The sequence below is a fragment of the Vulcanisaeta sp. JCM 16161 genome, assembly GCF_001316285.1.
Genome location: NZ_BBDO01000002.1, coordinates 142,396 through 168,878, shown reverse-complemented (window position 1 = coordinate 168,878; position 26,483 = coordinate 142,396). Strand labels below are relative to the sequence as shown.

The 26,483-nt window shown below is 44.5% G+C and carries 32 protein-coding genes and 5 pseudogenes; 25 read left to right on the top strand and 12 right to left on the bottom strand.

Annotated elements, in window-relative coordinates:
* Positions 1–62: 62 nt before the first annotated feature.
* The 3 genes from JCM16161_RS14770 to JCM16161_RS14760 are packed head-to-tail and all read right to left on the bottom strand — an operon-like array spanning position 63 to position 1,533.
* A complete protein-coding gene (locus JCM16161_RS14770) occupies positions 63–710 on the bottom strand; it encodes a hypothetical protein (RefSeq protein WP_243668984.1) in 648 nt (215 codons plus the stop codon).
* A complete protein-coding gene (locus JCM16161_RS14765) occupies positions 710–1,102 on the bottom strand; it encodes an oligosaccharide flippase family protein (protein ID WP_243668982.1) in 393 nt (130 codons plus the stop codon). Before JCM16161_RS14765 ends, JCM16161_RS14770 begins: the two co-directional genes overlap by 1 nt.
* The gene (locus JCM16161_RS14760) at positions 1,102–1,533 is read right to left on the bottom strand and encodes a hypothetical protein (RefSeq protein ID WP_243668980.1); all 432 of its coding nucleotides are present in this window, start codon (positions 1,531–1,533) and stop codon (positions 1,102–1,104) included. Before JCM16161_RS14760 ends, JCM16161_RS14765 begins: the two co-directional genes overlap by 1 nt.
* A 98-nt stretch (positions 1,534–1,631) precedes the next feature.
* On the opposite strand from JCM16161_RS14760, the gene JCM16161_RS03340 reads away from it, so the two are divergent.
* Both JCM16161_RS03340 and JCM16161_RS14755 read left to right on the top strand, forming a co-directional pair.
* A complete protein-coding gene (locus tag JCM16161_RS03340) occupies positions 1,632–2,411 on the top strand; it encodes a sugar phosphate nucleotidyltransferase (RefSeq protein ID WP_243668977.1) in 780 nt (259 codons plus the stop codon).
* Positions 2,408–2,698, top strand: coding sequence for a hypothetical protein (locus JCM16161_RS14755; protein WP_243669159.1), 291 nt, complete (start codon positions 2,408–2,410; stop codon positions 2,696–2,698). Before JCM16161_RS03340 ends, JCM16161_RS14755 begins: the two co-directional genes overlap by 4 nt.
* A gap of 7 nt (positions 2,699–2,705) precedes the next feature.
* Here JCM16161_RS14755 and JCM16161_RS03335 read toward each other — a convergent pair.
* Positions 2,706–3,688 (bottom strand): annotated as a pseudogene (locus JCM16161_RS03335) (NAD(P)-dependent oxidoreductase).
* A gap of 224 nt (positions 3,689–3,912) precedes the next feature.
* Here JCM16161_RS03335 and JCM16161_RS03330 point away from each other — a divergent pair.
* From JCM16161_RS03330 to JCM16161_RS03315, 5 genes and pseudogenes are all read left to right on the top strand, one after another.
* Positions 3,913–4,587, top strand: a complete 675-nt coding sequence (locus JCM16161_RS03330) for a hypothetical protein (RefSeq protein WP_054854994.1) — start codon at positions 3,913–3,915, stop codon at positions 4,585–4,587.
* A 199-nt stretch (positions 4,588–4,786) separates the two neighbouring features.
* Positions 4,787–5,350, top strand: coding sequence for a PaREP1 family protein (locus tag JCM16161_RS03325; RefSeq protein WP_054854993.1), 564 nt, complete (start codon positions 4,787–4,789; stop codon positions 5,348–5,350).
* A 408-nt stretch (positions 5,351–5,758) separates the two neighbouring features.
* Positions 5,759–6,100 (top strand): annotated as a pseudogene (locus JCM16161_RS14750) (glycosyl transferase family 1); the annotation flags it as partial.
* 370 nt (positions 6,101–6,470) lie between these two features.
* Complete coding sequence (locus JCM16161_RS14745; RefSeq protein WP_243669157.1) at positions 6,471–6,758, top strand: hypothetical protein; 288 nt, start codon at positions 6,471–6,473, stop codon at positions 6,756–6,758.
* A gap of 81 nt (positions 6,759–6,839) precedes the next feature.
* Positions 6,840–9,509: a DUF2079 domain-containing protein gene (locus tag JCM16161_RS03315; RefSeq protein ID WP_054854992.1), complete on the top strand. Its 2,670-nt coding sequence runs from the start codon at positions 6,840–6,842 to the stop codon at positions 9,507–9,509.
* Here JCM16161_RS03315 and JCM16161_RS03310 read toward each other — a convergent pair.
* Positions 9,461–9,826, bottom strand: a complete 366-nt coding sequence (locus tag JCM16161_RS03310; RefSeq protein WP_243669155.1) for an FkbM family methyltransferase — start codon at positions 9,824–9,826, stop codon at positions 9,461–9,463. The genes JCM16161_RS03315 and JCM16161_RS03310 overlap by 49 nt on opposite strands.
* A gap of 554 nt (positions 9,827–10,380) precedes the next feature.
* On the opposite strand from JCM16161_RS03310, the gene JCM16161_RS03300 reads away from it, so the two are divergent.
* Both JCM16161_RS03300 and JCM16161_RS03295 read left to right on the top strand, forming a co-directional pair.
* Positions 10,381–11,295: an FkbM family methyltransferase gene (locus JCM16161_RS03300; RefSeq protein ID WP_243668975.1), complete on the top strand. Its 915-nt coding sequence runs from the start codon at positions 10,381–10,383 to the stop codon at positions 11,293–11,295.
* Between the two features lie 430 nt (positions 11,296–11,725).
* Positions 11,726–12,175, top strand: a complete 450-nt coding sequence (locus tag JCM16161_RS03295) for an FkbM family methyltransferase (RefSeq protein ID WP_243669153.1) — start codon at positions 11,726–11,728, stop codon at positions 12,173–12,175.
* Between the two features lie 455 nt (positions 12,176–12,630).
* Here JCM16161_RS03295 and JCM16161_RS03290 read toward each other — a convergent pair whose 3' ends face one another.
* The 3 genes from JCM16161_RS03290 to JCM16161_RS03280 form a co-directional block, all read right to left on the bottom strand.
* Positions 12,631–13,059 carry a hypothetical protein gene (locus tag JCM16161_RS03290; RefSeq protein ID WP_054854987.1) on the bottom strand — a complete coding sequence of 143 codons (429 nt, stop codon included), beginning with the start codon at positions 13,057–13,059 and terminating at the stop codon, positions 12,631–12,633.
* A gap of 558 nt (positions 13,060–13,617) precedes the next feature.
* Positions 13,618–13,992 carry a hypothetical protein gene (locus JCM16161_RS03285; protein WP_243668973.1) on the bottom strand — a complete coding sequence of 125 codons (375 nt, stop codon included), beginning with the start codon at positions 13,990–13,992 and terminating at the stop codon, positions 13,618–13,620.
* A gap of 8 nt (positions 13,993–14,000) precedes the next feature.
* Positions 14,001–14,360, bottom strand: a complete 360-nt coding sequence (locus tag JCM16161_RS03280; protein ID WP_054854985.1) for a glycosyltransferase — start codon at positions 14,358–14,360, stop codon at positions 14,001–14,003.
* 26 nt (positions 14,361–14,386) lie between these two features.
* Between JCM16161_RS03280 and JCM16161_RS03275 the strand changes: the two genes are divergently transcribed.
* The 6 genes from JCM16161_RS03275 (at position 14,387) to JCM16161_RS14730 (ending at position 17,580) form a co-directional block, all read left to right on the top strand.
* Complete coding sequence (locus tag JCM16161_RS03275; RefSeq protein ID WP_054854984.1) at positions 14,387–15,061, top strand: hypothetical protein; 675 nt, start codon at positions 14,387–14,389, stop codon at positions 15,059–15,061.
* On the top strand, positions 15,013–15,360 hold the full coding sequence (locus JCM16161_RS03270) for a hypothetical protein (protein WP_054854983.1): 348 nt from the start codon (positions 15,013–15,015) through the stop codon (positions 15,358–15,360). Before JCM16161_RS03275 ends, JCM16161_RS03270 begins: the two co-directional genes overlap by 49 nt.
* 3 nt (positions 15,361–15,363) lie before the next feature.
* Entirely contained in the window at positions 15,364–15,642 is a 279-nt protein-coding gene (locus tag JCM16161_RS03265; protein WP_054854982.1) for a hypothetical protein, read from the top strand.
* A gap of 87 nt (positions 15,643–15,729) precedes the next feature.
* Positions 15,730–15,879 (top strand): hypothetical protein, encoded by a 150-nt coding sequence (locus JCM16161_RS14740; protein WP_243668971.1) that lies wholly within the window; start codon positions 15,730–15,732, stop codon positions 15,877–15,879.
* Between the two features lie 84 nt (positions 15,880–15,963).
* Positions 15,964–17,145: a hypothetical protein gene (locus JCM16161_RS14735; protein WP_243668970.1), complete on the top strand. Its 1,182-nt coding sequence runs from the start codon at positions 15,964–15,966 to the stop codon at positions 17,143–17,145.
* Between the two features lie 33 nt (positions 17,146–17,178).
* Positions 17,179–17,580 carry a hypothetical protein gene (locus tag JCM16161_RS14730; protein WP_243668967.1) on the top strand — a complete coding sequence of 134 codons (402 nt, stop codon included), beginning with the start codon at positions 17,179–17,181 and terminating at the stop codon, positions 17,578–17,580.
* 39 nt (positions 17,581–17,619) lie between these two features.
* Here JCM16161_RS14730 and JCM16161_RS03255 read toward each other — a convergent pair whose 3' ends face one another.
* Positions 17,620–18,180 carry a PaREP1 family protein gene (locus JCM16161_RS03255; protein ID WP_054854981.1) on the bottom strand — a complete coding sequence of 187 codons (561 nt, stop codon included), beginning with the start codon at positions 18,178–18,180 and terminating at the stop codon, positions 17,620–17,622.
* 131 nt (positions 18,181–18,311) lie between these two features.
* On the opposite strand from JCM16161_RS03255, the gene JCM16161_RS14725 reads away from it, so the two are divergent.
* Together JCM16161_RS14725 and JCM16161_RS03250 are read left to right on the top strand one after the other, a co-directional pair.
* Complete coding sequence (locus JCM16161_RS14725) at positions 18,312–18,455, top strand: hypothetical protein (protein WP_243668965.1); 144 nt, start codon at positions 18,312–18,314, stop codon at positions 18,453–18,455.
* 38 nt (positions 18,456–18,493) lie between these two features.
* Positions 18,494–19,173, top strand: a pseudogene (locus JCM16161_RS03250) (ATP-binding protein); the annotation flags it as partial.
* 629 nt (positions 19,174–19,802) lie between these two features.
* Here JCM16161_RS03250 and JCM16161_RS14720 read toward each other — a convergent pair.
* Positions 19,803–19,958, bottom strand: a complete 156-nt coding sequence (locus JCM16161_RS14720) for a hypothetical protein (RefSeq protein ID WP_243668963.1) — start codon at positions 19,956–19,958, stop codon at positions 19,803–19,805.
* A gap of 523 nt (positions 19,959–20,481) precedes the next feature.
* The gene (locus JCM16161_RS03245) at positions 20,482–20,865 is read right to left on the bottom strand and encodes a hypothetical protein (RefSeq protein ID WP_054854979.1); all 384 of its coding nucleotides are present in this window, start codon (positions 20,863–20,865) and stop codon (positions 20,482–20,484) included.
* Between the two features lie 208 nt (positions 20,866–21,073).
* On the opposite strand from JCM16161_RS03245, the gene JCM16161_RS03240 reads away from it, so the two are divergent.
* Genes JCM16161_RS03240 through JCM16161_RS03235 form a run of 3 tightly spaced genes read left to right on the top strand, consistent with a single transcriptional unit; the run spans position 21,074 to position 22,439 of the window.
* Complete coding sequence (locus tag JCM16161_RS03240; protein WP_054854978.1) at positions 21,074–21,469, top strand: hypothetical protein; 396 nt, start codon at positions 21,074–21,076, stop codon at positions 21,467–21,469.
* Positions 21,412–21,630 (top strand): hypothetical protein, encoded by a 219-nt coding sequence (locus tag JCM16161_RS14715; RefSeq protein WP_243668961.1) that lies wholly within the window; start codon positions 21,412–21,414, stop codon positions 21,628–21,630. Before JCM16161_RS03240 ends, JCM16161_RS14715 begins: the two co-directional genes overlap by 58 nt.
* Positions 21,612–22,439: an ATP-binding protein gene (locus JCM16161_RS03235; RefSeq protein WP_054854977.1), complete on the top strand. Its 828-nt coding sequence runs from the start codon at positions 21,612–21,614 to the stop codon at positions 22,437–22,439. The genes JCM16161_RS14715 and JCM16161_RS03235 overlap by 19 nt, the downstream gene beginning before the upstream one ends.
* 55 nt (positions 22,440–22,494) lie before the next feature.
* Here the strand turns inward: JCM16161_RS03235 and JCM16161_RS03230 are convergent.
* Positions 22,495–22,994: pseudogene (locus JCM16161_RS03230) on the bottom strand (PaREP1 family protein).
* 504 nt (positions 22,995–23,498) lie between these two features.
* Here JCM16161_RS03230 and JCM16161_RS03225 point away from each other — a divergent pair.
* The 5 genes and pseudogenes from JCM16161_RS03225 to JCM16161_RS03210 all read left to right on the top strand — a co-directional run bounded on the left by JCM16161_RS03225 (position 23,499) and on the right by JCM16161_RS03210 (position 26,136).
* A pseudogene (locus tag JCM16161_RS03225) lies at positions 23,499–24,505 on the top strand (ATP-binding protein).
* Positions 24,502–25,509: an ATP-binding protein gene (locus JCM16161_RS03220; protein ID WP_054854976.1), complete on the top strand. Its 1,008-nt coding sequence runs from the start codon at positions 24,502–24,504 to the stop codon at positions 25,507–25,509. The pseudogene JCM16161_RS03225 and the gene JCM16161_RS03220 overlap by 4 nt, the downstream one beginning before the upstream one ends.
* A 39-nt stretch (positions 25,510–25,548) precedes the next feature.
* Entirely contained in the window at positions 25,549–25,695 is a 147-nt protein-coding gene (locus JCM16161_RS14710) for a hypothetical protein (RefSeq protein ID WP_243668959.1), read from the top strand.
* Positions 25,692–25,946 carry a HEPN domain-containing protein gene (locus tag JCM16161_RS14705; protein WP_243668956.1) on the top strand — a complete coding sequence of 85 codons (255 nt, stop codon included), beginning with the start codon at positions 25,692–25,694 and terminating at the stop codon, positions 25,944–25,946. Before JCM16161_RS14710 ends, JCM16161_RS14705 begins: the two co-directional genes overlap by 4 nt.
* Positions 25,939–26,136: a nucleotidyltransferase domain-containing protein gene (locus tag JCM16161_RS03210; RefSeq protein WP_054854975.1), complete on the top strand. Its 198-nt coding sequence runs from the start codon at positions 25,939–25,941 to the stop codon at positions 26,134–26,136. The genes JCM16161_RS14705 and JCM16161_RS03210 overlap by 8 nt, the downstream gene beginning before the upstream one ends.
* The last annotated feature ends 347 nt before the right edge of the window (positions 26,137–26,483 follow it).

The window sequence follows — 26,483 nt, the reverse complement described above, 5'->3', positions numbered from 1 at the left end:
AATAAGCATTAAGGATGCATTCAACAAATGGAACATGGAAATACCAAAGGGAATTATGGAGCTCATTTCTCAGACCTAGTAAATGGCTTGATCATTGGTCTCGCAAACCCTGGAACCTGGTTAACCAGCGCCTTGGGCAATGGCTTAATTAGGTAAAGGACCGTTAATAATATGGCCATGGCAATCAACTGCGTTGATGGCCAGGTAATTGGTGGGTCGAAAAGAGGCACCGCGCAGGAGGAGATTATGGTTAGTACTAGGGACAAACCGATGACCAGGACATTGATGCTTCGGACGCTCCACTTCTCACTGAACCAAAAGACTATGAGTGTCAATACGTAGATCAGGTAGTTACTGGCTATCGCCATGTAAATACCCAGGAAGTGAAGGGCTATGTAGGTGAGCACCCCAAGGCCCAGGCCAATGGAGTTCGCCAGTAATGCATACCAACCCCTGCCAATGACCCAGTAATAGGACGTGTATACGTTGGCTATGACGGCTAATGGCGTGTAACCCAGTAGTACCGATGCGTAGGGTATTGACCTAACATACTCACCACTAATTATGCCTATCATTGGTAGGGCAGGTAATGCGAGGACTATTAACTGGGCTAGTAACGACGCGGCTATGAATGAAGGTATTGCATACTCACGGAATGTCTTGGCGACATCCATGCCAATACCAAGTCCCTGAGACAACCTACTGTTCATTACCGTGGATACGCGGGGCCTAGAGCAGTCACAGCATTCGCAATTGCGGCTGCTAGACCGTAAATCCCCGTGAATCCCGGACCAAGGTAAACATAGACAAGGTACATTAATAGGTTAAAGCTGAGCGTACCCATGTAACCAAGTATCCACGACTGAAAACCAAACTCTAGAAGTCCCCTTGCTCCGCGTCTTACTATGTTAATGCCAGACCTTGGATCTACAAAGCCCTTAACAACGCCAAGGTAATAAAGCAATTGCGTCAGTGAGCCCAGGAGCACTGATATGGCCAGTGCATAGACATTGCGCATAATGACTATTAACAGCACCTGAAAGGCCCTCATCACGAGCATGTTGAGAGTTGATCCCATACCCTGAGATGCAACCCTACCCATCAACCATAGGTAAAGACCCAGGCACCCGCAATTGACTGAATAAACACAGTACCGATGTAGATATACGCCGTACCAAGCAACCACTTGGGTATGCCATTACCTACGTATAACGGGGTTGCCAAGGCAATGATTAAGCCGTAAATTACAGCCATTACTAGGGACATGAAGGTCATCGCGGCGAAGTAGGGCTTGGCATCACCACCCCTGGCATACTCAATAGCCCCTTCCCTAGCAATTGCACCTGAAATTCCCGGTATTGGTATTAGGGCACCTATTGAATTAATTATTGCGAAGAGCGCGTTGTAGTAGCCGTACTGCGTCAATGGTATGTACCTCGTTAAGACAACTATGTACGCAATAGCCAATGCGTAATTGGCCGCGGTTGGTAGGTAATTAAGTACAACAGCGGCAACGGTGCTTTCCTTAACCATTCACGAAATCCCCATGCTCAGTGTTTTAAGTATTATGGATACTAAATCGATTTTCATAAATTAAACACTTTAAAACTAATTCTAAAAGGAGACATTTAATGCCTATAAATGGTATTATTCTCGTTGCTGGTGAAGGCACTAGGCTTAGGCCGTTGACATATACGTTGCCGAAGCCCTTAATACCGATAATGGGTAAGCCCCTCATCACGAGGATAATAGAGGGATTAATGAGCAATGGCATTAGCAATATCCATGTGGTTATTGGTCACCTAGGCTTTCTATTTAAGCAGGCGCTCGGTGATGGGTCAAGCCTGGGCGTGAGTATTAGGTATGTTGAGCAGAGGGAGAGGCTTGGTATTGCCCATGCAATACACAGGGCAATTGAGGAGGGCGCGGACGGCGAGTTAATAGTGCACTTAGGCGATAATTACTTCGGTGAGGGCCTCGATAGGTTTATCCGCGAGTTCAGGGAGGGCGATTACGACGTCTACATAGTACTAACCAAGCATAAGGACCCAACTAGGTTTGGGAATGCCGTGATTAAGGACGGTAAGGTAATAAGGCTCATTGAGAAGCCCAGGGAACCACCACCCAACAGCCTGGTAATGACTGGGATATACATGTTCAGGGACTCCAGGGATGTGGAGAGGGCCTTTAGCACGCTTAAGCCGTCGGCAAGGGGTGAGTATGAGATAACAGACCTAATTCAGTGGTTCATCGATAACGGCAGGAGGGTGGGGTACTCAGTGACCAATAGTTGGTGGAAGGACATGGGAACACCCCAGGACATACTCGACCTACTCTACCTAATGCTTGATGAGCTAAGCCAAGGATTGAGGGTGAGGTCAGGGGCGAGGTTAATGGTAGGGTCATTATAGAGCGAGGAGCAGTAATCGAGGGTAGGGTTCACGGACCGGCCTACATTGGGAGGGGTTCGGTGATTGGTAAGGATACGGTAATTGAGCATTACGTTGATGTCGAATCGAACGCCTCAATAAATGGTGGGAGCCTAAGCAGGTCATTAATACTTAACGATGCATCACTCGAGTTGAGTAGGGCCAGGCTTATTGATAGCATTATTGGTCCCAGATCCAGGGTTAGACTTAGTAGTGGTAATTATAGCTTAATACTCGGTGAGGGAAATAGTATCATTAGCACAGCTTAATAAGTATCTAACAGCTTCGGGTTTTGCTCAAGCAGTTCTTGTACCACTTAACCGTGAACCACCTATCCTCAGGTCTCAAATGCCCGACGATTAATTCATGGTAAACCTGCTTAACACCATCATCCACGTTATAAAGCACATCAAAGTTCAGCACCTCCCTAATACGCCTGAAGCTGACCCTATAACTCCTGGCATCAACCATGCCCCTAAACCTAACCTCACCACCCACGATACTCTGCACGATCCTAGCCATGTCAATAACCCTGAAGTTCTGTTCATCGGAACCAACATTAAACACCATGCCATTAACCCTATCGCTCGGCGCCTCAAGTACTGCATTCACAGCCCTAACAACATCCATAACATGGACAAGGGGCCTCTCCTGCATTCCATCACCCTCAACATAAATAACACCCTCAGTAAATGCCGAGAGAGTCATCGCATTAATCACGAGGTCAAACCTCATCCTAACTGACGGTCCATACACGGTTGCAAACCTTAGAGCGGTCACGGTGAACTTATCACTGGCAAGTGGAAGCACATCTCCCTCGGCCAATAAATTGGCCTTGGCATAGGTCGTTAATGGATTCGGCTCAGTATTCTCATCAGCTATGCCGCTTTGCCTACCATAGACACTACAGCTTGAGGCAAGCACATACCTAGAAACACCAACCTCGCTTGCCAACTTAGCTAACCTGGCCCTAGCCTATAATTAATGTCAAGCGTCCACTGGGGGTTCAACTCACCTGTTGGGTCATTTGATAATGCCGCTAGGTCGACAACGGCATCAACACCATTGAGCACATCCTTACTTAATGACCTTGTATCAGCCTTAATGAGCTCAAAACCCCTCTCACCAATTACATGCCTAAGCACATCATCACCAAAGAACATTCTATCAACACACCTTACAGTATAACCCTTCCTAAGTAGGTATGGCGTTAATAACGTACCTATGTAACCACCACACCCGGTAACCAGGACCCTCACAATAACGTCTATGCACGCATTTACTTTTAAGGATTTCCAAGCCCAGGACTAACTAATAGTGCCGACGCGAATGATAAACGACGTAATAAGGTATTTATACTAAGTTCGTTACCTTCTAATGGGGTGTGGGCTTTGGTTGATGTTATTACGATAATCGCCGTGTTGGTGAGTATTGCGTCATCAACTGCATCTCTAGCTACTGGCTCGGCAGGAAGTTCGCGGAGGTGGAGTCCAGGTTCAGCCATGTTGATTTAAGGTTCAACCATGTTGAAGGTAAATTCAATAGTATTGAAGAGAGGTTCAATAATATTGAAAAGACGTTCAATAGAATTGAAGAGAGGTTTAATAATGTTGAAGGTAGGTTCGATAAAATTGAAGATAGGTTTAATAGAATTGAAGGTAGAATTAATGAGATTGAGAATAGAATTAATGGAATTGAGAATAGGATCAATAAGATCGAGAATAGGATTAATGAGATTGAAAGTAGAATCAATGGGGTTGAGGGTAGGATTGGTGGTATTGAAGCTAGGATTGAAAGGCTTGAAAACGCCTTCACGCAGTTCTCTGAGGTTCTCATAACGGCATTGGAGACCAAGGGTATATTCACATCGACGGAGGCGCTGACCCTCAGGGGCATGGTGAAGACACTACTACCGGTGCCGAGGACCAAGTACTACACGTGGGAGGTCTATGAGAGACTTAGGCAGTTACTTGATAAGGACCCGAATGAGTACACGATGGCGGATATTGAGCAGATGAATGAGATTGCAGATTTAATAGAGAAGGAGGGCTTTGAAACAAAGAGGAGGGACCTAATTGAGTACGCCTGGAAACTCAGGTATTACGCAATGGTTGCTAAGGTGGTCTTCGTATACCCAAAGCTTAGGCAACAGAAATAATGCTGCACAAGCCCCGGCGCTAAGCTGCCATTAACCTTCGGGAGTCCTCACAATAATTCAACATTATATCACTAAATCCTTGCATGGTAGTCTCGGCATACAATCAAGGGACTTAGGGTACTGGAATTAGACGTGGACTGAAGAATACAGAGCATTAACGCAAGGTAAGCATTTAAGGAGGTTGATCATATCTTAAGCTGTGAATACCGAAGCCCTTGAGAGGCCTTTGCCTAGGCCGAGTGCTGAGGATTATGTGGGTGCGAGGCTTTTGGAGGCCTTGATCGAGGCTAGATTGGCCCTTGAGTTCCTGGGTAGGGGCCTTGTTAGGGATGCTGCTGGTAAGGCATTCCAGGCATGGAGGGCCTTGTTGGCGGCTCTACTTAGGCTTGAGTTAGATAAGTTGCTGAAGGTGGTGAGAATTGATGAGGAGCGTAGGTGGCTAATGGAAAGAGCTGTACCGAGGGTTCCGACGAGTAGGATGATGGCGTTGTCCAAGATGCTCAGTGACATTGGGCACACCGGCCTACTACCCGACACAGCACTGGCCCTGAGCCTACACGACTACCAATACAACGGCCCAGACCCAGACATGGCACTATCGAAGTTCAGGAATAGGGAGGACGCCGCGGCGGCGGTCCTGGAAATGATTAATGAGGTGGTTAGGCGCATTGAGGAGTTGAAGCCAAGGGTGAGGTGGGGTGGTGAGCTTGAGGAGGCTCTCAGGGAGCTTAAGGATGGGCTTAACAAGGTAGAGAAGTCCTAAGGCTCGCTAATTACCTTCACGATCCGTGCCCTAGCCCATTATCAAGGCGTGTTCATGCCTACCTTCAACCCAGCCACAGGTTGTTACTACGGAGTTAAGCATTTTAGGTAATCCATACATAATCATGGATTCAGAAGCATTCAAGAAACCACTGCCTAAGCCAAAGTACGGAGGATTAAGTGGAGTGAGGAGCTTGAAGGTGAATTTAAGGCCTTAAGGGAGGAACTTGGTGCTAAAGCAGGGTGAGAAAAACCACCAGTGATGGTTTGGGCTAATTACCCAGCTTAATCATGTCGTCTCAGCAAGTCAATGCTTATTAACTCAACGTGACCTGGGAAACCAAAAATGAGGATATGTATACTCGAGGAATTCACAAGGCTCGGTGGTGGGCAGGTCTACGCCCTGCAAATGGCCAGGGCGTTAACGGAGCTTGGGCACTCCGTGGATTTCGTGGTTGCCGGCGAGGTTAGGGTTGACCCTAAATACCCAGTGAGGCATGTAGACGTGGGTTTCAGGGCATCCTACGACCCAGTCTCACTACTCATTAACTACATGAACCATAGGAGGCTCAGGGGCTTACTAAGTAAGTACGTCAGCGACTGCGACCTAGTCATAAACAACCACCCAAACTACATACCCTATAGCAAGGGGCCGATAGTGCTCCACGGACTATCCTTCGTGGACTTCATAATCGATGAGAACGGGAACATAAAGAACCAACCACTCTTCTGGGTACTCTCCAGGATTTACAGGATGTACGACGGATCATTCATGATATACAACTCCAGGTACACAATGAACCTAGCCAAGAAACTACTACCAAAAATGGGCATAGAGCCAAGCCTCGAGTACATACTAAGCCCACACTACACAATAAGCATAGACAAAATACCACAGAAGGAGGACTACGTACTAACCCTGGGAAGGCTCGAGTGGAGCAAGGGTTACAGGGAATTAATGAAAATAGCGCCAAAAATAAGGAGGAGGATCATAGTGGCAGGCAGGGCAGACTCAAGGGAATCAAGGGAAGTGACCAGGGCACTGAGGAGTGTGGGCAACATAGACGTGATGCCAGACATAGACGAAAAAAACGAAGGAGGAGTTATACAAACACGCATCGATATACCTACACCTAAAGCCAAACGAGCACTTCGGAATAGCCGTACTAGACGCAATAGCCACAGCAACAATACCAATAGTACCAAGGACGGGAGGACCCTGGACAGACATAGTGGAGGAGGGGAAGTACGGACTTGGATACACAAACATCGAGGAAATACCACAACTAATAAGTAAGGCTGAGAATACGCTCGATAGAGAAAAAAATATTCAAGAGCAGGGAAAGATACAGCCCAGAAAACTTCAAAAGAAAACTCATGAAGGCATTGTCAATGGCGATTCACAATGAGACTACGGAATAAACTTAGACGTAGGTACTTGTGAATAATACTTAAATAATGATATTTAGTATTGAAAAACACCGTGCAGGATGCGATTAATCAATAAGTACATCATTATTAATGAGGTCGAGAAAGGGAGGTCAATCATTAGATTAATCTCTTTACCGCTATTAATTCAGTTCTACATAATATTCACACTCGGCTACCTAAACATAATACCACAACTATATAATTACGAAGTAATACATGCATCGGCAATAATATTCACGGCGGGGCTCTTTCTACTCCTAACACCAACAATAGCAAACCAGGTGAGACAGGCAATAAACGATAAGTATTACGCAACAACCCTATTAATATTCCTGGCAATAACCTACGAACTAGCCTACCTAGCCACGGTACCGCCGTACTACGGACTAAGCCTAGGGGCGAGCCTGGACACGGCAACCTACCTGCAATCCTTCGCGTCACTAACATATTACAGGAAGTTCCTGGTGAGCTTCGTGGGACCATTCTTTGGCGTGCACGCATCACCAATACTACTCCTAATATACCCAATCTATGAGGTATACCCATCAATATTCACACTGATGACGATACAGGTAGTAATACTAATGCTACCAATGCCACTAATGTACAAACTAGGCATGAAAATACTCAACAACCCAAAGTACGCACTAGCCACAGCCCTACTCTACATACTATACCCATGGATAACAACCGCCTACGCACCATTCGAGGTAGTCACCCTGGCAGGCTCGCTCATGGCGATGGCACTAATAACAATGTACCTAAACGACAGAAGGGCCTACTGGGCATCACTAACCCTGGCAATGGCATCGATAGAGTACGTACCACTATTCAGCATCGGACTAAGCATATACCAAGCACTAACGAGAGAGTTCAGGAAACTAGCCATACCAACACTCATATACTCAATAGCATGGTTAATAGCTGACTACTACCTAGTAATGTACTTCAGCGGCTGGACTCACAACATATTCTCAAACCTATACGGAGCAGCACTAAGCTCACTACTAACAAGTATAACAAATAAACTGTTAAACTTTAATGCCACAAAGACGTTAGCCATAGATCCGCAAACACATGATAACATAAATATGACAAGCATATTAAATAGCATAATTCAACAAGCAGCATTTCAATACAATATAAAGGCTCAATACATAATATACGTATTTGGACCACTGGCATTCATAAACTTTCTCGAACCACAGACAATACTATTAATGCCCTGGTTAGCGGCGTTACTAACGAACTTCACACCATACTATATACCCAACGTATACTACACAATCCTAATCAGTGCGGTCGCATTACCAGCAACAATATGGGCGCTGAGAAAATTAGGGATTGAAGCAAGGAAGAAGGCATTAACGGCGCTACTGATAATAAACGCAATAGCCGGACTACTCATGGGGCCACTAACACCTCTCTCCGGGCTATACTACGGAAACACAATACCAAACTGGAACACACCAGTGGCCAACCAATACGACCTAGCCATGATACAGCTGGCTAACTATGTACCATGGAATGCGTCGGTGGCCGTACCGGCCACGGCAGTCCCCTGGTACTCAATAACAAGGTATGGGTGGGGAAACCACGGGGTACTATTCTTCGGGCCAAGTAATGGCACGCAATACGTCGTATATTCACCATTAATATCAACAGGGTGGCCATTTAATACTGGAGGTTCCGAATACGAACCATACATATTCGATGATGGTGCATGGATATTAAAGATCAACTATACAGGACCGATAAGGGTAATTAACGGATTCTATTATGAAAACGTATACATAATAAACCCGGTATTGCCAGGCACGTGGCAATACCCAATAGCCCAAATACCACCAACAAACATAACAATACAAATAAAAACCGAGGCAAAACCACAACAGGCAATAGTATTGCTAAACACAACACTACTAAAAACGCAATTGCAACTACCTCAAGGAATAGCGTGTGGCGACGTACTCGGACCGGGACCCGGTGAAGTAATAATACCGGAGGATACCTACATAGCACAACCAATAACCATAAATAAAACAACAAAAATAAACACAATAACAGTATTCACATCATATACAAGCGGCTTAACCACAGCAGAATTAGCGATAACATCATCACCAAAACTCAACCAAGAAAGCACAATATACACGTACACCTTTACAATACCATGGTGGTGTCTACCGCACTCCTGGGCAACACCAATAACAGCAAACCCAGGTATAACCCTAAAGCCAGGGGCATACTACGTAATACTAACGTTTCCGGTACAGGGACAAACAATATGTGAGCAAATACCAAACGCACCAAAGGCACTACTTATAAACGCAACAACAGGACAAGTAATAAAGCAATTACCATGCACCCTAGGAACAATAATAACACTAAACACACAAAACAACACCAAAGCCGCACCACAAACAAACGCCACAATAAATATATTAGGCAATAATATTAACATAGGTGGAAATCAAGAAATAATCATAATTACAAAAACGAAGAATACAACAAGCTTAACATTAATGGTAAGTACATATAAAATAGAACCTAATATTCAACTTCTCATAAAGACAAAAATAGTAACCCAGAATGCTAAGAAACTACCAATATCGTGGTATTTAATACCAACCATAGGGTTAGTACCTGAATATATTATTTTAATAATAGCAATATTTATTCATTTAAATTTCTTATTTAGGAATAGGAAATTAGTAACTGCACCGTGATCTACGCAATCAATAATATCATAACCATTATTAAGAAGGTAATTAATTATCCACAACGTACTTGGTCTCAACTCAATCATTAAATATTTTGTAATCTTCAAGGTCTCAGACATTCCATACAATGCCTCTGCCTCAGCGCCCTCAATATCCACCTTAAGAAAGTCAATTCTATCTACATTTAAGCTCCTTATTATATTATCTAGCGTATCTATTTCAACAAGAACATTACCATTAGCGCTAACCATAGCCTTCTGTTCATCACCCTCAGGTACCTTCATAAGAGCAAATCCACGACTACTCCATACGGCCTTCTCTATGATAATTACATTATTACATGAGTTGATCTGTATATTTTTACGTAAATATCTACTGCCTCCTTCTGTGGTTCAATAGCTATTACGTATTTAGCCTTTTTACATGCACGAATTGTGTAGCCTCCTATATGCGCACCTACATCCACAAAAAATCGCATCATTAATGTTAGGATAAAACCAATTAAATATTTCATAATGCTCACCAACTAATAAATCATGGGCGTCACCAGATCTCGGCCTAAGTATAAAGTAAATATCTTCGCCAAGTTCATTTAACTTAACAGTTAATGGCTTATTACCAGGTATATAATAAGACACGGCATATACATTATTTTCATTCCTCTTAATTAAAAGATCCGTGGAAAAACGTAATAACGCTACAAAAAAAATCTAAGTGAATCAACCATAGTAATGCCATTAGTCTTTAATAATTTAACTGCACGGAAAAATAGACCTGGTTTTTCCCTACAACGGCCATCAATATTTATCATAACCATAATTAATCGTTAAATATTTACATAATCTTTAAAATCTTCCTTCTAAGAAATTAAAATAGCATGAGCATAAATAATGTAACATTATGTGATTATTTATTTGGTAGAACACTTGGCAAATATTATCCATTATACTTGATATATATTTATCCTAAGTTAATTAAATATTATATGAAAATCTTAAAGAAAATAAAGGTAAAAAGCATCTTTAAATTTCTCTTTAACATGAATATTAATTATGATGGTTGTCATATTAAGAACTTTAATGATATAACTAATTGTATATCACTTTTAAGTGAAATTTTTAATATAAAAATAAATAAAGATTTTATTGTATTTAATTATAAGGATAAACTTCTTAAGTTTATGTACGGAGAGCCCATTAGAGATATATTGCTTTCGTTGGTTGAGCAATTTAGGCTTGAGCAATATTCTTTAATAAGTCCGAAGGGTTTTGATGTGGTTGATGTTGGAGCTTATATTGGTGATTCGGCAATTTGGTTTTCATTAAATGGTGCTAACCATATATACGCATTTGAACCTTATCCTTATGCGTTTCAAATGGCTAAAATTAATGTTGAATTAAACGGGATAGGCAATATAACTCTTGTGAATGCAGGTGTAGGCGCCATGAGGGAGCAAATAAAAATACCCAATGTGGTGAGCGGTAGATATGGCGCATTATCTGTGTCGTCAAATGATGGAGTTAACGTACCGATACTTACATTAGAAGATATAGTACATGAATACGGCATTAATGACGCATTATTAAAGATGGATTGTGAAGGTTGTGAACGAGCAATTTTAAGCATAGATGCTGACGTATTGCGTAGATTTAGGTACATAATTATTGAGTATGACTATGTATACTTAGACTTAATGCATAAGCTTAAGGAGGCCGGTTTTAAAGTAAAAAGATGGAAAAGACCCCGTATTAGTAATGGCAGAATTACAGGCATAATATACGCTATGAGGTAATGGTCTTTCAATCTTTAAAGCGCTATCCTTACTATATCTGCTATATCAGCAATACCGATAATCTTTAAAAAGGAAAAACGGCAATGACAACAATGAATATTAATTGCAAAAAGCCCAAAGTTCATAAAACATATCGTTAGGTATATATTCAATATCTGCGGAACAACATTGATGGACAACATTCAATTATTTACGAAGATATCCATAATAAATAGATTTAATTATATACTATATAGGTTAGGTACTTCATGTAGTTTCTAATGCAAAAATAATTAATGTTAAAATGTTAAAATAAGATATCACGATAGAATCTATGACAACGCAGTGGCGACTTATATGATGTATTAGCTGAGGAATACGAACTACATAACTGGTTATTTTAATACTTAACGAAATAAAGAACCCGATTATTATTGATGTTGGAGCATATATAGGCGGTTATACCGTTAGAGCGTGTAAAAAGGCAAAACAAGTAATCGCAATTGAGCCCCTAGAAAATGCCGTGTTCCTACTCCGTAAGAATATAGAACTTAATGATTGTAAAAATGTAATAATAGTGAAGAAGGCAGTGTGGAAAGAAAAAGGCACGGTTTTAATGAAGCAAGTTAAGTTCAACGAGGGAGGATCAATAATAAGCCCTAATGGTAACATAATCGTTAAAGCAGACACACTCGATAATATAGTAAAGGAATTAAAAATTGACCACATAGACTTACTTAAGATCGATATTGAGAGTGCCGAAGCCGAGGCAATACATGGAATGGAAGAGACATTGAAGATCACGAGGTACCTAATGATTGAATTGAGATCAAGCACATTATGGATAATTAATGAGCTAAATAAGATAGGATTTAAAATAATAGACTGCATCGATTATTGATTTCTTCATCAACATATTCCTAATATAATCAAGGATAATGATAGGGTGAAGGTGAAAAAGAAATTTTATCGATTTTCATCGTAATTATGGGATATTTTTATAATACCATTGGTAATTTTATAATTAAATGTAATGATATCAATTAATGATTTTAAACTACGCAGTGGACCCGTTCCAAGAGTTCCTCCAATTATATCCTGTATTTTATAGTTTATAAAGTCATATTTTTCGTTCTCAGCAATGTTAATACTTAAGTCAAAATCCTGATAAGTTACTAAGTAATTATTATCAAATATATTGCCATTATATTTTTCTACGAAATAGCGACTAAATATTCCAAAGGATCCTATAAGTAAGTACTTTTTTTATTCTTTTAACGGCTATATTTGATAATGCTATTGATGATATTATTTTATTAAATAGTGATCCTTTAATGAAGACACCAGCACCATATCTTATGTGAAATTTCTGATAAAAATTAGGAATCTTGCATTTACATGATGAGCTAATATATAATGAATATAATAATTCATATGGCTTTTTGAATTGAATAAGATATGATGGAATTGAATGATAAATACCGGGAGGTTCGTGAAAACCGTTGCTATGTTTCGTTCATTTATTACTGAGAGTTCTTGTTTTATTTTGTCTGGTGGGTCTTCCATTATCATATCGTCATTGCTTAAAATGAACCATTTAGGTTTATATTTCTTCAACGCATATTTAAATCCGGCGTTACAACTATATGAGTAACTAAAGTACGGACCTCTCGACTCAACAAATATTATGTGGAGGCCCCTAAATATTTCCTTAATATTCCTGGCATAAATACCATCATGATCTGCAGTAGGCACGATAACCACAATCTCAGTATCGCCAGGCACCTCATAAATACGTGGCTCAGCCTAGGTCTCCTCTTAACCCATTCTAATGCGTCATTAATATCTCTTAACTTTTCATAAAAAGACACTAAATCCTTAATTCTATCACTATTGTATAGTTTATCCAGATAAAAATATGTTACATTATCCATATATCTTTCATTTTTATAAAATACATTTTTTAACATTTTTCGTTATATTGTTAAAGTATATAGGTCATTAAATGAAAATGAATATGTTTTATATAATCTCTGACTTATATAACCATACATCAAAATATATGAAAGAAAGTTAGATAAATTAATTTTTACATATGGTGCATTATATAATGATAATAAACCAATTCTATGTATGATCAGGTTAGCTAATGATTCTGCATCTCTATATCCATGTATATAATAGCAAAATCTACCATTAATAATTTTACAAAGTATAGCACTTGCTAATAATAGTTCTGAAATAATTAAATCACGCATATATGAATATCTTGTTTGAACTATTTTAGAGAATGCGGCAAATCCTCTTGAAATATAATAAAAGCCTATAGATGGTTTAGATACTTTAGTTATGCCCGTAGTTTGTCCAGCATAGTGAATGCCGGCAATAATTGGTATATATAGTACCTTGTATTTTTTTATTCCATAGAATTAGACCTAAGAGTGAATCGTCTAGGTATAGGAATGTTTCGTCTATGAATGGCTTGCCATCTGGCATTGTTTTCTTCACGGCGTTGACTTTCACTGCCATGTATGCTCCATCTGCGTATGTTACGTAGTGCTCCTTATCAATGCCGGGGCATTCATCATTTGTAAACCCATTACAAACACCATCAAAGAACCATAGTTCGTCTATCCACCCTCCTGCTGAGTATATTGTTTTTCCATCTCCGTAATAGATTAGTCCGCTTACGGCTCCTATCTTTTCGTCTGTCTCCATGTGTTCTATCATTTTGCTAGGGATTGTGGTGTTGGTATTAGGTCGTTGTTTGCGAATGCCACGTACTTACTGTCTGGATCCCTGGCATCCCAACCAATGTTCATACCCCCTGCGTAGCCCAGGTTCCTATCATTGCGAATGATCTTAACCTTAACACTGCTCGGTTTATGCTCCTCAACGAACTTCCTAATACGCTCAAAACTACCGTCAGTCGAGGCATTATCAACAACAATAAGCTCGTAATCACCAAAGTCAAGGTTAAGGAAAGATTCGAGGCTCCTCAGTGCAATGTCGATGAAGTTCATACTGTTGTAGTTTAGCCAGATTACTGAGGCCTTGACCACGTAGTCTAGTTCATGGTAATTCATTTAAGCATTAACGCAGGGGTAAGGTGATGGGTTTAATTAGGGACTTAAAGGTTGCCCTAGCCAGTAGGCGTTTGTTTAGGAATTGGTTAAGTGCTGGTTTTAAGTACCTCCTCATTAAGCACGGTCTATCCGGGGGCTTCATAACCGTTGAGTGTGGTGATTCCGAGTATAGGCTCAGCCCCAAGCTATACTCATTCATAGTTAATGCCTATTATGATGGTTATGTCAGTGGATTCGGATGCAATGGCTTAATGGAGGCCGTTCTTGGTGATGCCATAAGGCTTACTGTTAATAGGAGCGGCGACGCACTACTCATAACACCCGATGGCACTAGGCTTTACGCTGATCACCTGGATTTGATAGTTCTCTCAGAGACCTGGCTTTTTGATGTTCATTTTCTTGGTTTTGATCTTAGTGATTGGCTTGTTGTTGATGTTGGTGCCTATGTTGGTGATACACCGCTTTACTTCGCTAAACGCGGTGCCTTTGTTATTGCCGTCAAGCCCGTGCCAAGCCACTTCGAGGCCATGCTCAGGAATATTGAGCTTAACCCAGGCTTAAGCCTAGGATCCTACCAATCAATGCCGCGATTGCGGATAGGGATGGCTACGTGGAGATTGGGTTGGGTAGTGAGATTGATGGTGAGGCGTCAATGTTTAAGGGCGGCGTTAGGAGGGTTAGGGTTAAATCATTCACCCTAACATCACTCCTTAGTCACGTTAGGGATTTGGGAATCGACATCAACTCCTTCAGGGTTAGGGCTTTGAAGATGGATTGCAAAGGCTGTGAGTGGGACGTAGTAAATAATGAGCCGGAAACCCTAAAGCTATTCGAAATAGTCAAGATCGAGTACAGCGGATATCTAAGAAACTACACGGCAAACCAATTAATAAGCAAGGTGGAATCACTAGGATTCAAATGCAGAAGATACGCACACAATGAGATAGCCGTGAGGATGGGGCTTAATAGGCATGGCATGATTATGTGCGTGAGGGTGTGATTCATGTGTAATGCGGCAATCCTCGAGTTCTTCCATAACAATGCGGAGGTTGAGGAGTTCCTTGGTAGGGTTGTTCTTGAGGTTGGTAGTAGATATGTTAATGGTAGTGTTAGGCCGTTCATCGAGAAATTCCTAAGGCCCAGGCTATACATCGGCATCGACCTCGAGCCCGGCCTATTCATTGATGTCATCACACTAGCCGAATTCATAATCAACGTCTTCGGCATCAACAGATTCGATATTATAACATCCACAGAACTACTCGAGCATGTCCTTAATTAGAGTGTGAATCAATGATTAAGCGGTTAGATTTACAATAGTGGGATTTAATTCATAGTGATTTATCGCTAACAGGGTAATGCTTTTAAGATGAACCGCCATGCTTTTTCAGTGACTGTTGTTGTTGGTTTTAATTGGCCTGTGGAGCATGATAATTCTGTTGCAGCTGTTGTTGATGGTGAGTTGGTTTTTGCCAGTGAGGAGGAGAGGTGGACGAGGCATAAGCACTCACCAGGCTAACCACCAATCAATGCTCTAAAGCAAGCCTTTAAATTCCTAAAGAGTAGGTACGGGATAAAGCCGAAGGATGTAGATGCGTATGCCGTGAACTTCGACCCAGGAATATTACCTAGAAAACTGTATATGCAGGCATTAAGAGGTACTATCACAAATTCTTTACGTTTTGGTTATTTTAGTGGGCTTTATGGTGATCTCACTATGATTGATAGGGTTAGGGCTTTGGTTGGTGCTGGTTTTCGTTACCTTACTTGGCCTTTTAACAAAAGCACGATTTTGGTTTGGGCTGAGAGGTTTGTTAGGAAGGCTATTTATGATCTTGGTGAGGAGGTGCCGAGTAAGGTTAGGGTTTTTCCTGTGGAGCATCACCTTGCTCATGCTGCTTCGGCTTATTACTTCAGTGGCTTTAATAATGCTGTTGTCCTCACTGTTGATGGTAGTGGTGAATATGAGTCCACGGTTGTTTGGCGTGTGAGGGATGGTGAGTTTGAGAAGGTAGCTTCACTACCGACTTACTATGGTTCATTGGGCATACTCTATGAGGAGGTTTCCTGGACAATAGGCTATGACAGTCTCGAGGGTCCTGGTAAGGTCATGGGACTAGCACCCTATGGTCAGAAGTCGAAGTATTATGAGAAGTTGAGGTCCTACTTCCGCTTTGATGATAGGGACTACCCGTACTACATAAGTGTTGATGGCTCTGAGCCTAGAGTAATCAAGGGTAATGACGCGGTCTATAGGAGGCCTTACCGTCTCATTGCTGATTCCCTCTTTCCTGGTCGTGTTCCCTGGAACCCGCATGGTGATTTGAATAGGGATGCCGTTGATTTGGCCTTTGCGGTCCAGTCCGTGACTGAGGAGGCCATGCTTAGGCTTGCTGAGTGGGCTAGGGAGCATACTAATGAGCAGTACTTGGCCTTGGCCGGTGGTGTTGCCCTGAATGCCAAGGCTAACATGGTCATTCACTACTCCAAGTTATTCAGTGACTTGTTCATTTTCCCGGCAGCCAATGACGCGGGTACTACGGTTGGTGCTGCGGCGTATGTCTATGAACACGTGCTTGGTGGTAAGATGAGGAGGGAGAGGCTTAGGACTGTTTACTTGGGTCCGGAATACAGCGATGAGGATGTTAGGAAGGTTGTTGAGCGTAGCCGATTCGAGGCTAGGTACATTGGTGATGATGTTAATGCCGTGGCTGACCTGGTTAGTAAGGGCTTCGTTGTGGCTTGGTACCAGGCCGTGCCGAATTGGGTCCTAGGGCCTTGGTAACCGCTCAATTGTTGCTGACCTAGGAGGGGTGACATGTGGAGGATTGTGAATAGCATCAAGGGTCGTGAGTGGTGGAGGCCATTGGCCCCGTCACTACTTGTTGAGGACATGAACAAGTACTTCATCGACCCAGTGCCTCACCAATTCATGATACTAATGTTCAAGTATAGGGAGGGGATGAGGGAGGTCGTGCCCGCGGTCTACCACGTTGATGGGACAGCGAGGCCGCAGACAGTGGCCAAGGACGAGAACCCAACATGGTATGAGCTCATAAAGGCATTCAAGGACTTGACCGGGGAGGGCATTGTACTAAACACAAGCTTCAACCTAGCCGGAGAACCACTAGTCGAAACACCACAAGACGCACTGAAATCCTTCGCCCTAGGAGGACTAGACGCAATATACATACAGGGCTGGCTAATAAGAAAAAGGTAATAGTTAATCGTGATTATGTTTGTTGTATCGTGAGGAGTCTTAGGTTTCTTCGTTGTGGTGTGTATTGGTGATGTTGGGTTGGGTGTTTATTTGCCTTGTTTTGTTAGTATTTTTTTGTGCCTCTTGTACCATCTTCTCTATGTCTGGTACTCTCTCCCTCACGTCCTCGGGATCCAGCTTTGTCTCGTGGAATCCCCAGACGTGCAAGTAATTAGCGGTGTCCCATGAGTGTCTAACCCGATCGCCGAGTGTCCTCGATATTGCCAGTACGGCTTTTTCGAGATCCGTAACCGTCCACCTACCCCTACCCTCAACCCTACTCAGCACGTCCTTTAAGTCGTAGTACTGGGCGAGGGCCTTAACAACCTCCTCGGCGGCCCTGTAGAGCTTCTCGCTGGCCTGCGCGGGGTCCCTATCAATCAATGCCTCACCCTCGTCTAGGTACTTCATTGCTAACTCGAGCCTGGCCTTCATGGTTGTTTCTGGGTCGAGTCTTAAGGTTTTAATTATCGCCGTTAATATTAATTCCTCAATGTCGATCCCACTCCTTGTCGCTTCTTCGTAGAGTGTCTTCGGTATTTCGATGCTGACGGTGCTCATGCTTTAAATTCTCAACTCATTACTTGGTTGGGATTTATTAATTCCTTATCCATAGATTTATCAATACCCGGTGTCATGTTCTTGAGAAGTCTTGGGTGTGCTAGGTAATTTAGGTAATTAAGGTATTTAAAATGGCCGCCCTGGTGTTGTTTGTGGCTTTTGGTAGAGTTAGGCTGAGGTTAACGGGTGGAGGTCCAGGGCTACTGGGTAGGCTCTATGAGACTAATTGGGATATGGATATTATGATGAGGGGGTTAATTAGGGAGGGGGCGTAATGCCGCGATTTGTTGCGAGGTGGCGTACTTGGCCTGGGAACGTTGCGAGGGAGGCGATAAGCCTTGGCCGTGGGAGGATTGCGGTAATAATTGACGACGCATTCCAGGTGATTGGCACTGATAAGGCGGCGATCTACGTGAAGGGGATGCTCGGGATCCTTGAGCACCCGCCAAGGCCCTATGAGAGGGTGATTGCCATAGCGGCCACGAGCGAGGGGATGAGCCTACGTGAAATAGGTAGGCATGAATGGGCTGATTTATTAGCGATGTGGAACATGCCGAGGAAAGGATTTGGGCAACTCTACGAGCAAATACCAGGCAGTAAACCTGAGCTTGAGGAGGCCTGGAGGTTGACCGGGGGAAACCCAAGGATGCTCGAGATGCTCTATAAGGCTAATTGGGACGTGGAGATAGTCATTAACGAACTAATCACTAGGAAGAACCTAACATACGGCTTCATCAGGAGGTGGCGTGACCACCTCAGGGAGGCCGTTAATGACCCTGACTACCTATGGTTTAACGCACCCGAGGAGCTCATCAACGAGTTAATAAGTAGAAACCTCATCCTATACTTCCTACCCGAGAGGAGGGAACAGCTATGGATCGACGAACCACCGCCAGAGAAGGATCAAGAACTCGGCATCGGCCACCATGCCGCGTGGCAGAGCCAATACACAGGGAAGCCGTTAGGAGGGCACTGCAGGAATTAATGCATTAACCTGAGACAGGGACAAGGACTAAGCCTAGGGGAGTGTTGTGTTTAGAAATTTCTAAACGTGGCGGGTGTTAATTCATTAGCCGCGGATTGACGCGCGCCTTATCTTTATTCTGTGATTTGCTGTGTTTTTCATTAGTTTATTGAGGTTGTTCGCTGGGTTTAGGCTGCCCTGGGTATTATGAATATGGCAGTTTCTTAATCTTCCCTGGCCTTGTCACGGCTAGGTCAGGTATGGTGAGGGGTATTGCGATGTTTGTCTTGATACTGAGCGTGGGGCTTTGTCAACAACTTCATGGCACACCTAAGGCATTAGTGCTAGGACTGCCCTGGGCTTCCCAATCACGAGGTCCCTCACCAGTTTCATTAGCTGGGTAAGGCTCAGCATTGGTGAGGACTTTTAGAGACGCCGCGTCTTCACCACCACTTACTACCCCCAAATATATAGGCAGTTAATGAGCGGCTTATAAGGCGCCAAGGCATTAATAGGGCATTGCCAGGCTCGGCGGTGGTGCCGGCGTCAGGGCAGTACTACGTGCGGCTACCCAAGGCGGCGTCCAGGCACGCAGAACCGAGATTCATAAGTAGGGGCAGGGCCACTCAATTATACAGCAAGATCCCCTAGTGCCGAGTCATCGAGCAGTAAACCTCCCTAACCCCGGCATCCCTGGTGAAATCTCGAAATGAACCACTACTAAAAACGCGCTGGTAAGCCCCGGCATGCCCCCTACCATGCCCAACCCCGCAATCAACCTACTAAGCACCTCATCAACATTCACCATAATCACCAATAATCACTAAGCATTAAGATTATTAAAGCACTAAGGGAGAGAACCGGGCAAACCACGCCTAAGGACGCATAACCAGGATTAACGACCACCCCACGCCCCCAACCAAGACACAGCCACTAAGCACCACATAACGACAGAAAACACGAACCACGATCGACCCAAGCGCCATAAGCGATACAACGCATGGAAGAAACGGGCGTGGGCGGGTCATGATTGGTTGTTTGTTGTTCGTCACGTTTAGAAATTTCTACGTGCAACACCCAAAAAAAACGTAATCATGTATCGTCAATCGACTCGGTGCTCGCCGGGTAGTAAGGTGGTGTGTTGCTTGGTTGTGTAAATGCATATTCGTATTACTCATCGGCTTGTCTCACGGTATGGAGGTGTTGCGTGTCGTTTACGTACTTGGTTTAGGGTTGTGGTTTATTTTAGTTGAAATGTTTAGTTAGGGTTTTCAAACATAGTCGATGAATGTATAGGCAATATGTCTGTTGTTTGAGTGCTTTTGGCTTTTACCTGCTTATTGGTTCCTCACCAGCCTGTTTATGTACTCTATCCATGGTGTTATTACCTCGGTTATCTCTGGGTGTTTCTGTGTAGCTGTAGTTATTAATTCAGCTGTTGCCTTCATAACCTCCTCAATGGCGTTTATGATGGCTTCCCTGCCCAGTCTCTCCTCGGTTATTGCCTTGGTTATTTCCTCCATGTATTTCAATTCCCTATTGATGTCTATTGCGCCCCTAACCACTATCCTATTCGTCCTAGTCCCATACTTATAATACAGCGGCCCCAGGTAATGCTGTGTACCATCAACATGCACGGCCACGTAGTAGGAATTCGACCTCTTACTCACCCTGTAAATACCCCTAATCGGCACACCACACCTCGGACACCTACCCTGCATACCACTCCCTATTTTAACTAATGGGTTTATAAACTTTACTCATTAATTCAATTTTACATAAGTATAAATAATTAATAATCATTAATTAATAATAAAGAATCAATATGAATTAATAATAAAGTAACCTGGACTGAGCTCCATGGTTATGGCATGGCATTCAAGGTTAGGTTTAACTACCTAGGTGTTGTAACAGCTGGGGTAACTTACTATGGTTGTTACTGGGTTTATTGATCGTGAGGAGGAGTTGAGGGTTCTGGACAATGCGTATGCCTCAAGGCCCTGCCTAGTCGTTATTTACGGTAGGCGTAGGGTTGGTAAGACGAGGTTGGTCCTTGAGTGGTGCAGCAGGTCTGGCGCCAGGTGCGTTTACTACCACGCACTACCGGCTAGGCATGAGGTTAACCTAGCCGAATTCATTAAGCGTGTTGAGGAAACCCTCGGGCTGAGTGGCCTATCTAGGGCTAGGTTTGAAACCCTGGACTCCCTACTTGAATTCATGTCATCACTTATCAATGACGTCGTCATAGTAATTGATGAATTCACGTATTGGGTGAGGGCGGAGCCAGGGTTGTTGGTGAGCTTCAGCGCTTTGTGGATCACGTGATGCCCAGGACCAGGTTCATAATAGCCCTGGTGGGTAGCCTCGTTGGTGTTATGTATAGGGACGTACTAGGCGGTGGCGCGCCCCTCTACGGCAGGGCAGGGTTCAGGCTAAGGATTAGCGAGTTAGAGCCTGGTACATACCCATGTTTTACCCATGGCTAGATAGGGAGGGTTGGGTAAGGGCTTACGCACTACTCGGTGGTGTACCTCACTACCACGCATTGGTTGGCGAGGGTTGGGGAATCGATGACATAATTAGGAGGCTCTTCCTCGAACCAGGGGCGCCACTTAGGGACGAGGCCATCTTCCTACTTAGGGAGGAGTTCAGGGATTACACCACGTACTACAGCATCCTTAGGGCCATGGCCCAGGGGGCCACGGGCCCCTCGGAAATAACGAACATAACCGGAATACCCAGACAACACGTTGGTAAGTACCTGCACGTGCTCGAGCAGCTGGGCCTTATCGAGAGGGAGCGGGTATTGTTCACGAGAAGGGGTATTTACAGGATTAGGGACAGGGTATTATCCACCTGGTTCAGATTGATAGAGCCGGTCATTACATCGGGCATTACCGACCCAACAGAGGCCCTGAGACTAGTTAAGGGTAAGTTGGAGATGCACGTTGCCGAGGCATTTGAGGAGGTTGCTAGGAAGTACGTGGAGTCGCTACTGGCCAGGGGCTTGATTAGGTACGACGAGTTGGGCAGGTTCATGTATAAGGGCGTTGAGGTAGACCTGGTGGCCATCGACCACGCCAATAGGTTTGCCCACCTATTTGAGGTTAAGTGGAGCGACCTAAGCGAGAACGACGTAAGGAGGATAATACGCGAACTAGAGGTTAAGGCAAGGCGCATACCGCTGGAGGGCTATGAATATAGGTTCCACGTGATATCGAGGAGATACGAAGGGCCCAAGCCAACCAACGCGGATGTGGTGACCATAAGCGACATGCCATTCATGACTAAATAATGCGGAATTAAGCATCACCTTATCAACGCATCCCCTCAGTAACCAAGCCCCCTCCTCAGCCCATCAATGCCTTCTCTAGTTCGTTGCTCCATTTTACCCTGGCTTTAGGTTCTCAATTCTATTTGCCAACTCCTTTATGAGTAGTTTTACGTCTATCGCGGCCTCCTGCCTATTCCTGTACTTGTTTAGTGTCGTGTCTGGTCCGTTGTATTGGTAGTTGTGTAGTTCCAGGGCTATCGCAGTCCACGGTAATACCCCCTGATGCCCCACCTCCTCGAGCAATTGCGATAGTGCCCTCATCCTGCTCGTGGAATCCTCGGAACAGCCCTACCCACGAGCCACCTACGCCCCTCATCAGTTCTCACCACCTTCAGCAACTTATCAAGCACAAGCCTCAATAAGGCAAGCCAGGAAAGCCCTCCAAGACTGAAACACCCTACCAGCAGCATCCCTAACAAGGCCCTTGCCTAGGAACTCAGGGGCAAACCAAGCCTCAACCAAAGCCTTAAGAAGCCTCACACCAACGTAATCCTCACCCGACAACCTCGCATCCACGCCCTAAATTAAGCCACACCCCTTAAATACCTATTAACATTAAACACCCAAACACCAAACTACACCACTCAACCTACAACACACGGATCCAACACCCAATCCCAATAACCCAGGCCCACGCGAACCACCGTGAGTTAAGTCACGTCATTAGGCATGTTTTTACTACGTTTAGAAATTTCTAAACGTGATGAGGGTCAAATCACCCACCATGACTTGCCCACCGATCATTCCCATGCTCAGTCCCTTTGTTTGGGCTTGGATTAGGTTGTAGACTAGTGGATTGAGGGAGGGGCCCAATGGGGCATGGTTATGGCTGGGTTTGCTTCATTATTGTGTTTGGGATTTTGTGAACGTAATGTCCAGAATTAAGTCAGGTGATTTGGCCGTGGGTTGCCAGGCTGGGGGTTATTAATGCCGTTTTAAGGTGCTTGACCCTGGCACTCCCTATTGCCATAGTTGGCCTTAAGGTATTAATATAACCTCCCCTCATTAATTTGGATTAACGTGAGGAGGATTTGGCTGAGTTTAGCTCCTGACCTGCGGGTTGAGTTCGCGGATAGGGATTTGGCCCTTAGGCGTGTTGAGGATTGGGTTGATAGGGGTATGAGGCTTGTGGAGGTGGTCTACGGACCGGAGGGTTGTGGTAAGACGGCGTGGCTACTGCAGTCAATGGAGCTCCTTAGGGAATTCAACTTTGACGTTGTTTACGTAAACCCACTGAATGGCCAGGTCTACGCCGAGGTTGGGGTTAGGGACTTGAGGAATGAGCTCTTCAGGCTTGTCCAGGAAGCAATCAGTCAAAACGCCCTGGCTAGGATAGCTTGGATCGCCTACAACGTGATTAATGAATTAATAAGGGCGAGGCGGGGTAGGGTGGCCATACTGGCTGATGACGTATTCCAGGTAATTGGTGTTAGGGAGTCGGCGATGTATGTTAAGGCTTTGTTGAACCTAATTGAGTACCACCGGCTGAGTATGAGAGGGTGATAACCGTAGTGGCCACGAGCGAGGGTTTGTCGAGGAGGGAGATAGGCAGGCACACGTGGGCGCACCTAGACGTAATGTGGAATATGGCGAGGGAGGGCTTTAAACAACTATACAGCCAATTACCCAGCGGTAAGTTGGGCTTTGAGGAGGTCTGGAGAATAACCGGAGGTAACCCAAGAATATTGGGTGAATTAATCACAAGGGGCTGGAACACTAGGGAAGTGGTTAACTGGCTAGTGGATTCCAAAACCATTACACAAAGCTTCATAAGCAAATGGCGCAACTGGCTCGAGAAGGCCGTCGAAAACCCAGACACCCTATGGGCCAACGCACCCGAGGAATTAATAAACGAATTAACCGAACGCAACCTAATAATCCACCCACTACCAAGTAGGGACTCAACAACCTGGATAGACCAACCACCACCAGAGGGGGATCCAGAACTCGGGATTGGGAGGTACGTGGCATGGCAAACACCGCTCCACAGGGAGGCCGTTAGAAGGGCTTTGCAGGGGTTAATATGAGGAGGATTAGGCTTGGGTTCGCCAGTAACGTGGAGGTTGAGTTCGCCGATAGGGAGCAAGCCCTTAGTAGAGTTAAGGACTTGGCTGAGAGGGGCATGGCACTACCATGGGTCGTATACGGGCCGGAGGGCTGCGGGAAAACAGCGTGGTTGAGGCAATCGGCGGAGTTGCTCAGAGGCCTTGGGTTTAACGTGATTTACGTAAACCCCCTTGAGTCATCATTCATGGTTGAGTTGGGCATTGCCGAGCTAAAGGATAGGCTTATGGGCATGATTAGGGAGGCCGCCGCCCAATTCAACTGGGGTAGGGTGATTTGGTCAATAATAGATGTGGCAAGAACCACGATAGAGGTAGGTATGCGCAGGTTAGCCGTGATTGTTGATGATGCCTTCCAGGTGATTGGCACTGATAAGGCGGCGATCTACGTTAAGGGCCTACTAGGCATTCTGGAGCACCCGCCAAGGCCCTATGAGAGGGTGATTGCCATAGCGGCCACGAGCGAGGGGATGAGCCTACGTGAAATAGGTAGGCACCTGTGGTCGATCACCATGCCCATTTGGAACATGGGTAGGGAAGGCTTTAGGCAGTTATACGATCAAATACCTGGGAGTAAGCCGGACTTCGAGGAGGTATGGAAGTTAACGGGTGGAAACCCGAGGATTCTCGAGATGCTCTATGAAGTGCGTTGGGACGTTAATAGGGCCATTGAGCGATTAATCCTGGATAAGAAATTAACGGGGGAATTCATTAGGCGATGGAGGAGGGAGCTGGGGATAGCCCTTAACGACCCGGATTACCTATGGAATGAGGGACCCGAGGAACTCACAAATGAATTAGTGGACAGGAACTTAATAGTATTCGGAATACCCAACAGGGACCCAACGGCCTGGGTTGATGAACCACCGCCAGAGAGGGATCCTGAGCTGGGCATTGGCAAATACGTCGCGTGGCAAAGCCCACTTCACAGGGAAGCCATTAGAAGGGCGTTGGAGGTTTTAAGATAAGTATAGTATTATTAAGTATTCCTTGCTGATAATGATTGAATGCCTTCCTATCAGCGTTGGGTTGGTTGGCTTGATGAGGCTGAGGATGACCTGGCAACGGCAATTGACCTTCTGAGGCTTAGCAGGTACTCAAAGGCTGCTACTTTGCTCAGCAGGCCGCTGAGAAGGCGCTTAAGGCCCTTTTGATTAAGAGGTTAAATCGGTATGAACACACGCATAGCGTTAGGGAGTTGCTCGAAATACTTAGGGATAATGGCGTTGATGTCAGCGATGAGTTAATTAGGATTGGTGACGAACTCGATAGGTACTACGTACCAACACAATATCCGAATGCTTGGCCCTCAGGCGCACCGCATGGGCATTATACCGAGGAGGATGCCAGGGGGGCGATAGATTACGCGAATAGGGTGGTTGACCTTGTTAAGTCGAGTGTATGAGGTTGCCAAGAGGAATAATATTAAGGAACCGAGCCAGTTAATTCAAGCCATTAATAAGGCGATCAGAGACCTAAATCCAATTGCAGTATTCATAATCGGTTCGATGGCCCGTGGAGAATTCGTGCTGGGTATGAGCGACATAGACCTGGTGGTTATAGTGAGTGGCGAGTCCCCATTTAGGCTAAGGTAATTGGGTCATCACTAGGTGATGTGGAGGTCATGGTGTTTACCCTAGGTGAATTCTGCAGCCACCACATGGATAATAACATAATGCTCGAGGCATTAAGGATAGGTATACCGATCATTGGCGACCCAGGGGAATTAATGAGACCATGCAGGTAATGACATGGAGATTTCGCCATCAGAGGCGGTGTTGTTCAATAACCGTATGCATTACCAATAATTGATAATGCAATGGGTCGGAGAACGGAGGTTCTCCTGTTTAGTTTGGCGAGGTTACTTAGAGTTACTGAGAAGTTTAGTCCTCGTAGGGATCGTGATCCTTATACCCATGAGTTGCTTGGTTTTCTGTGCATG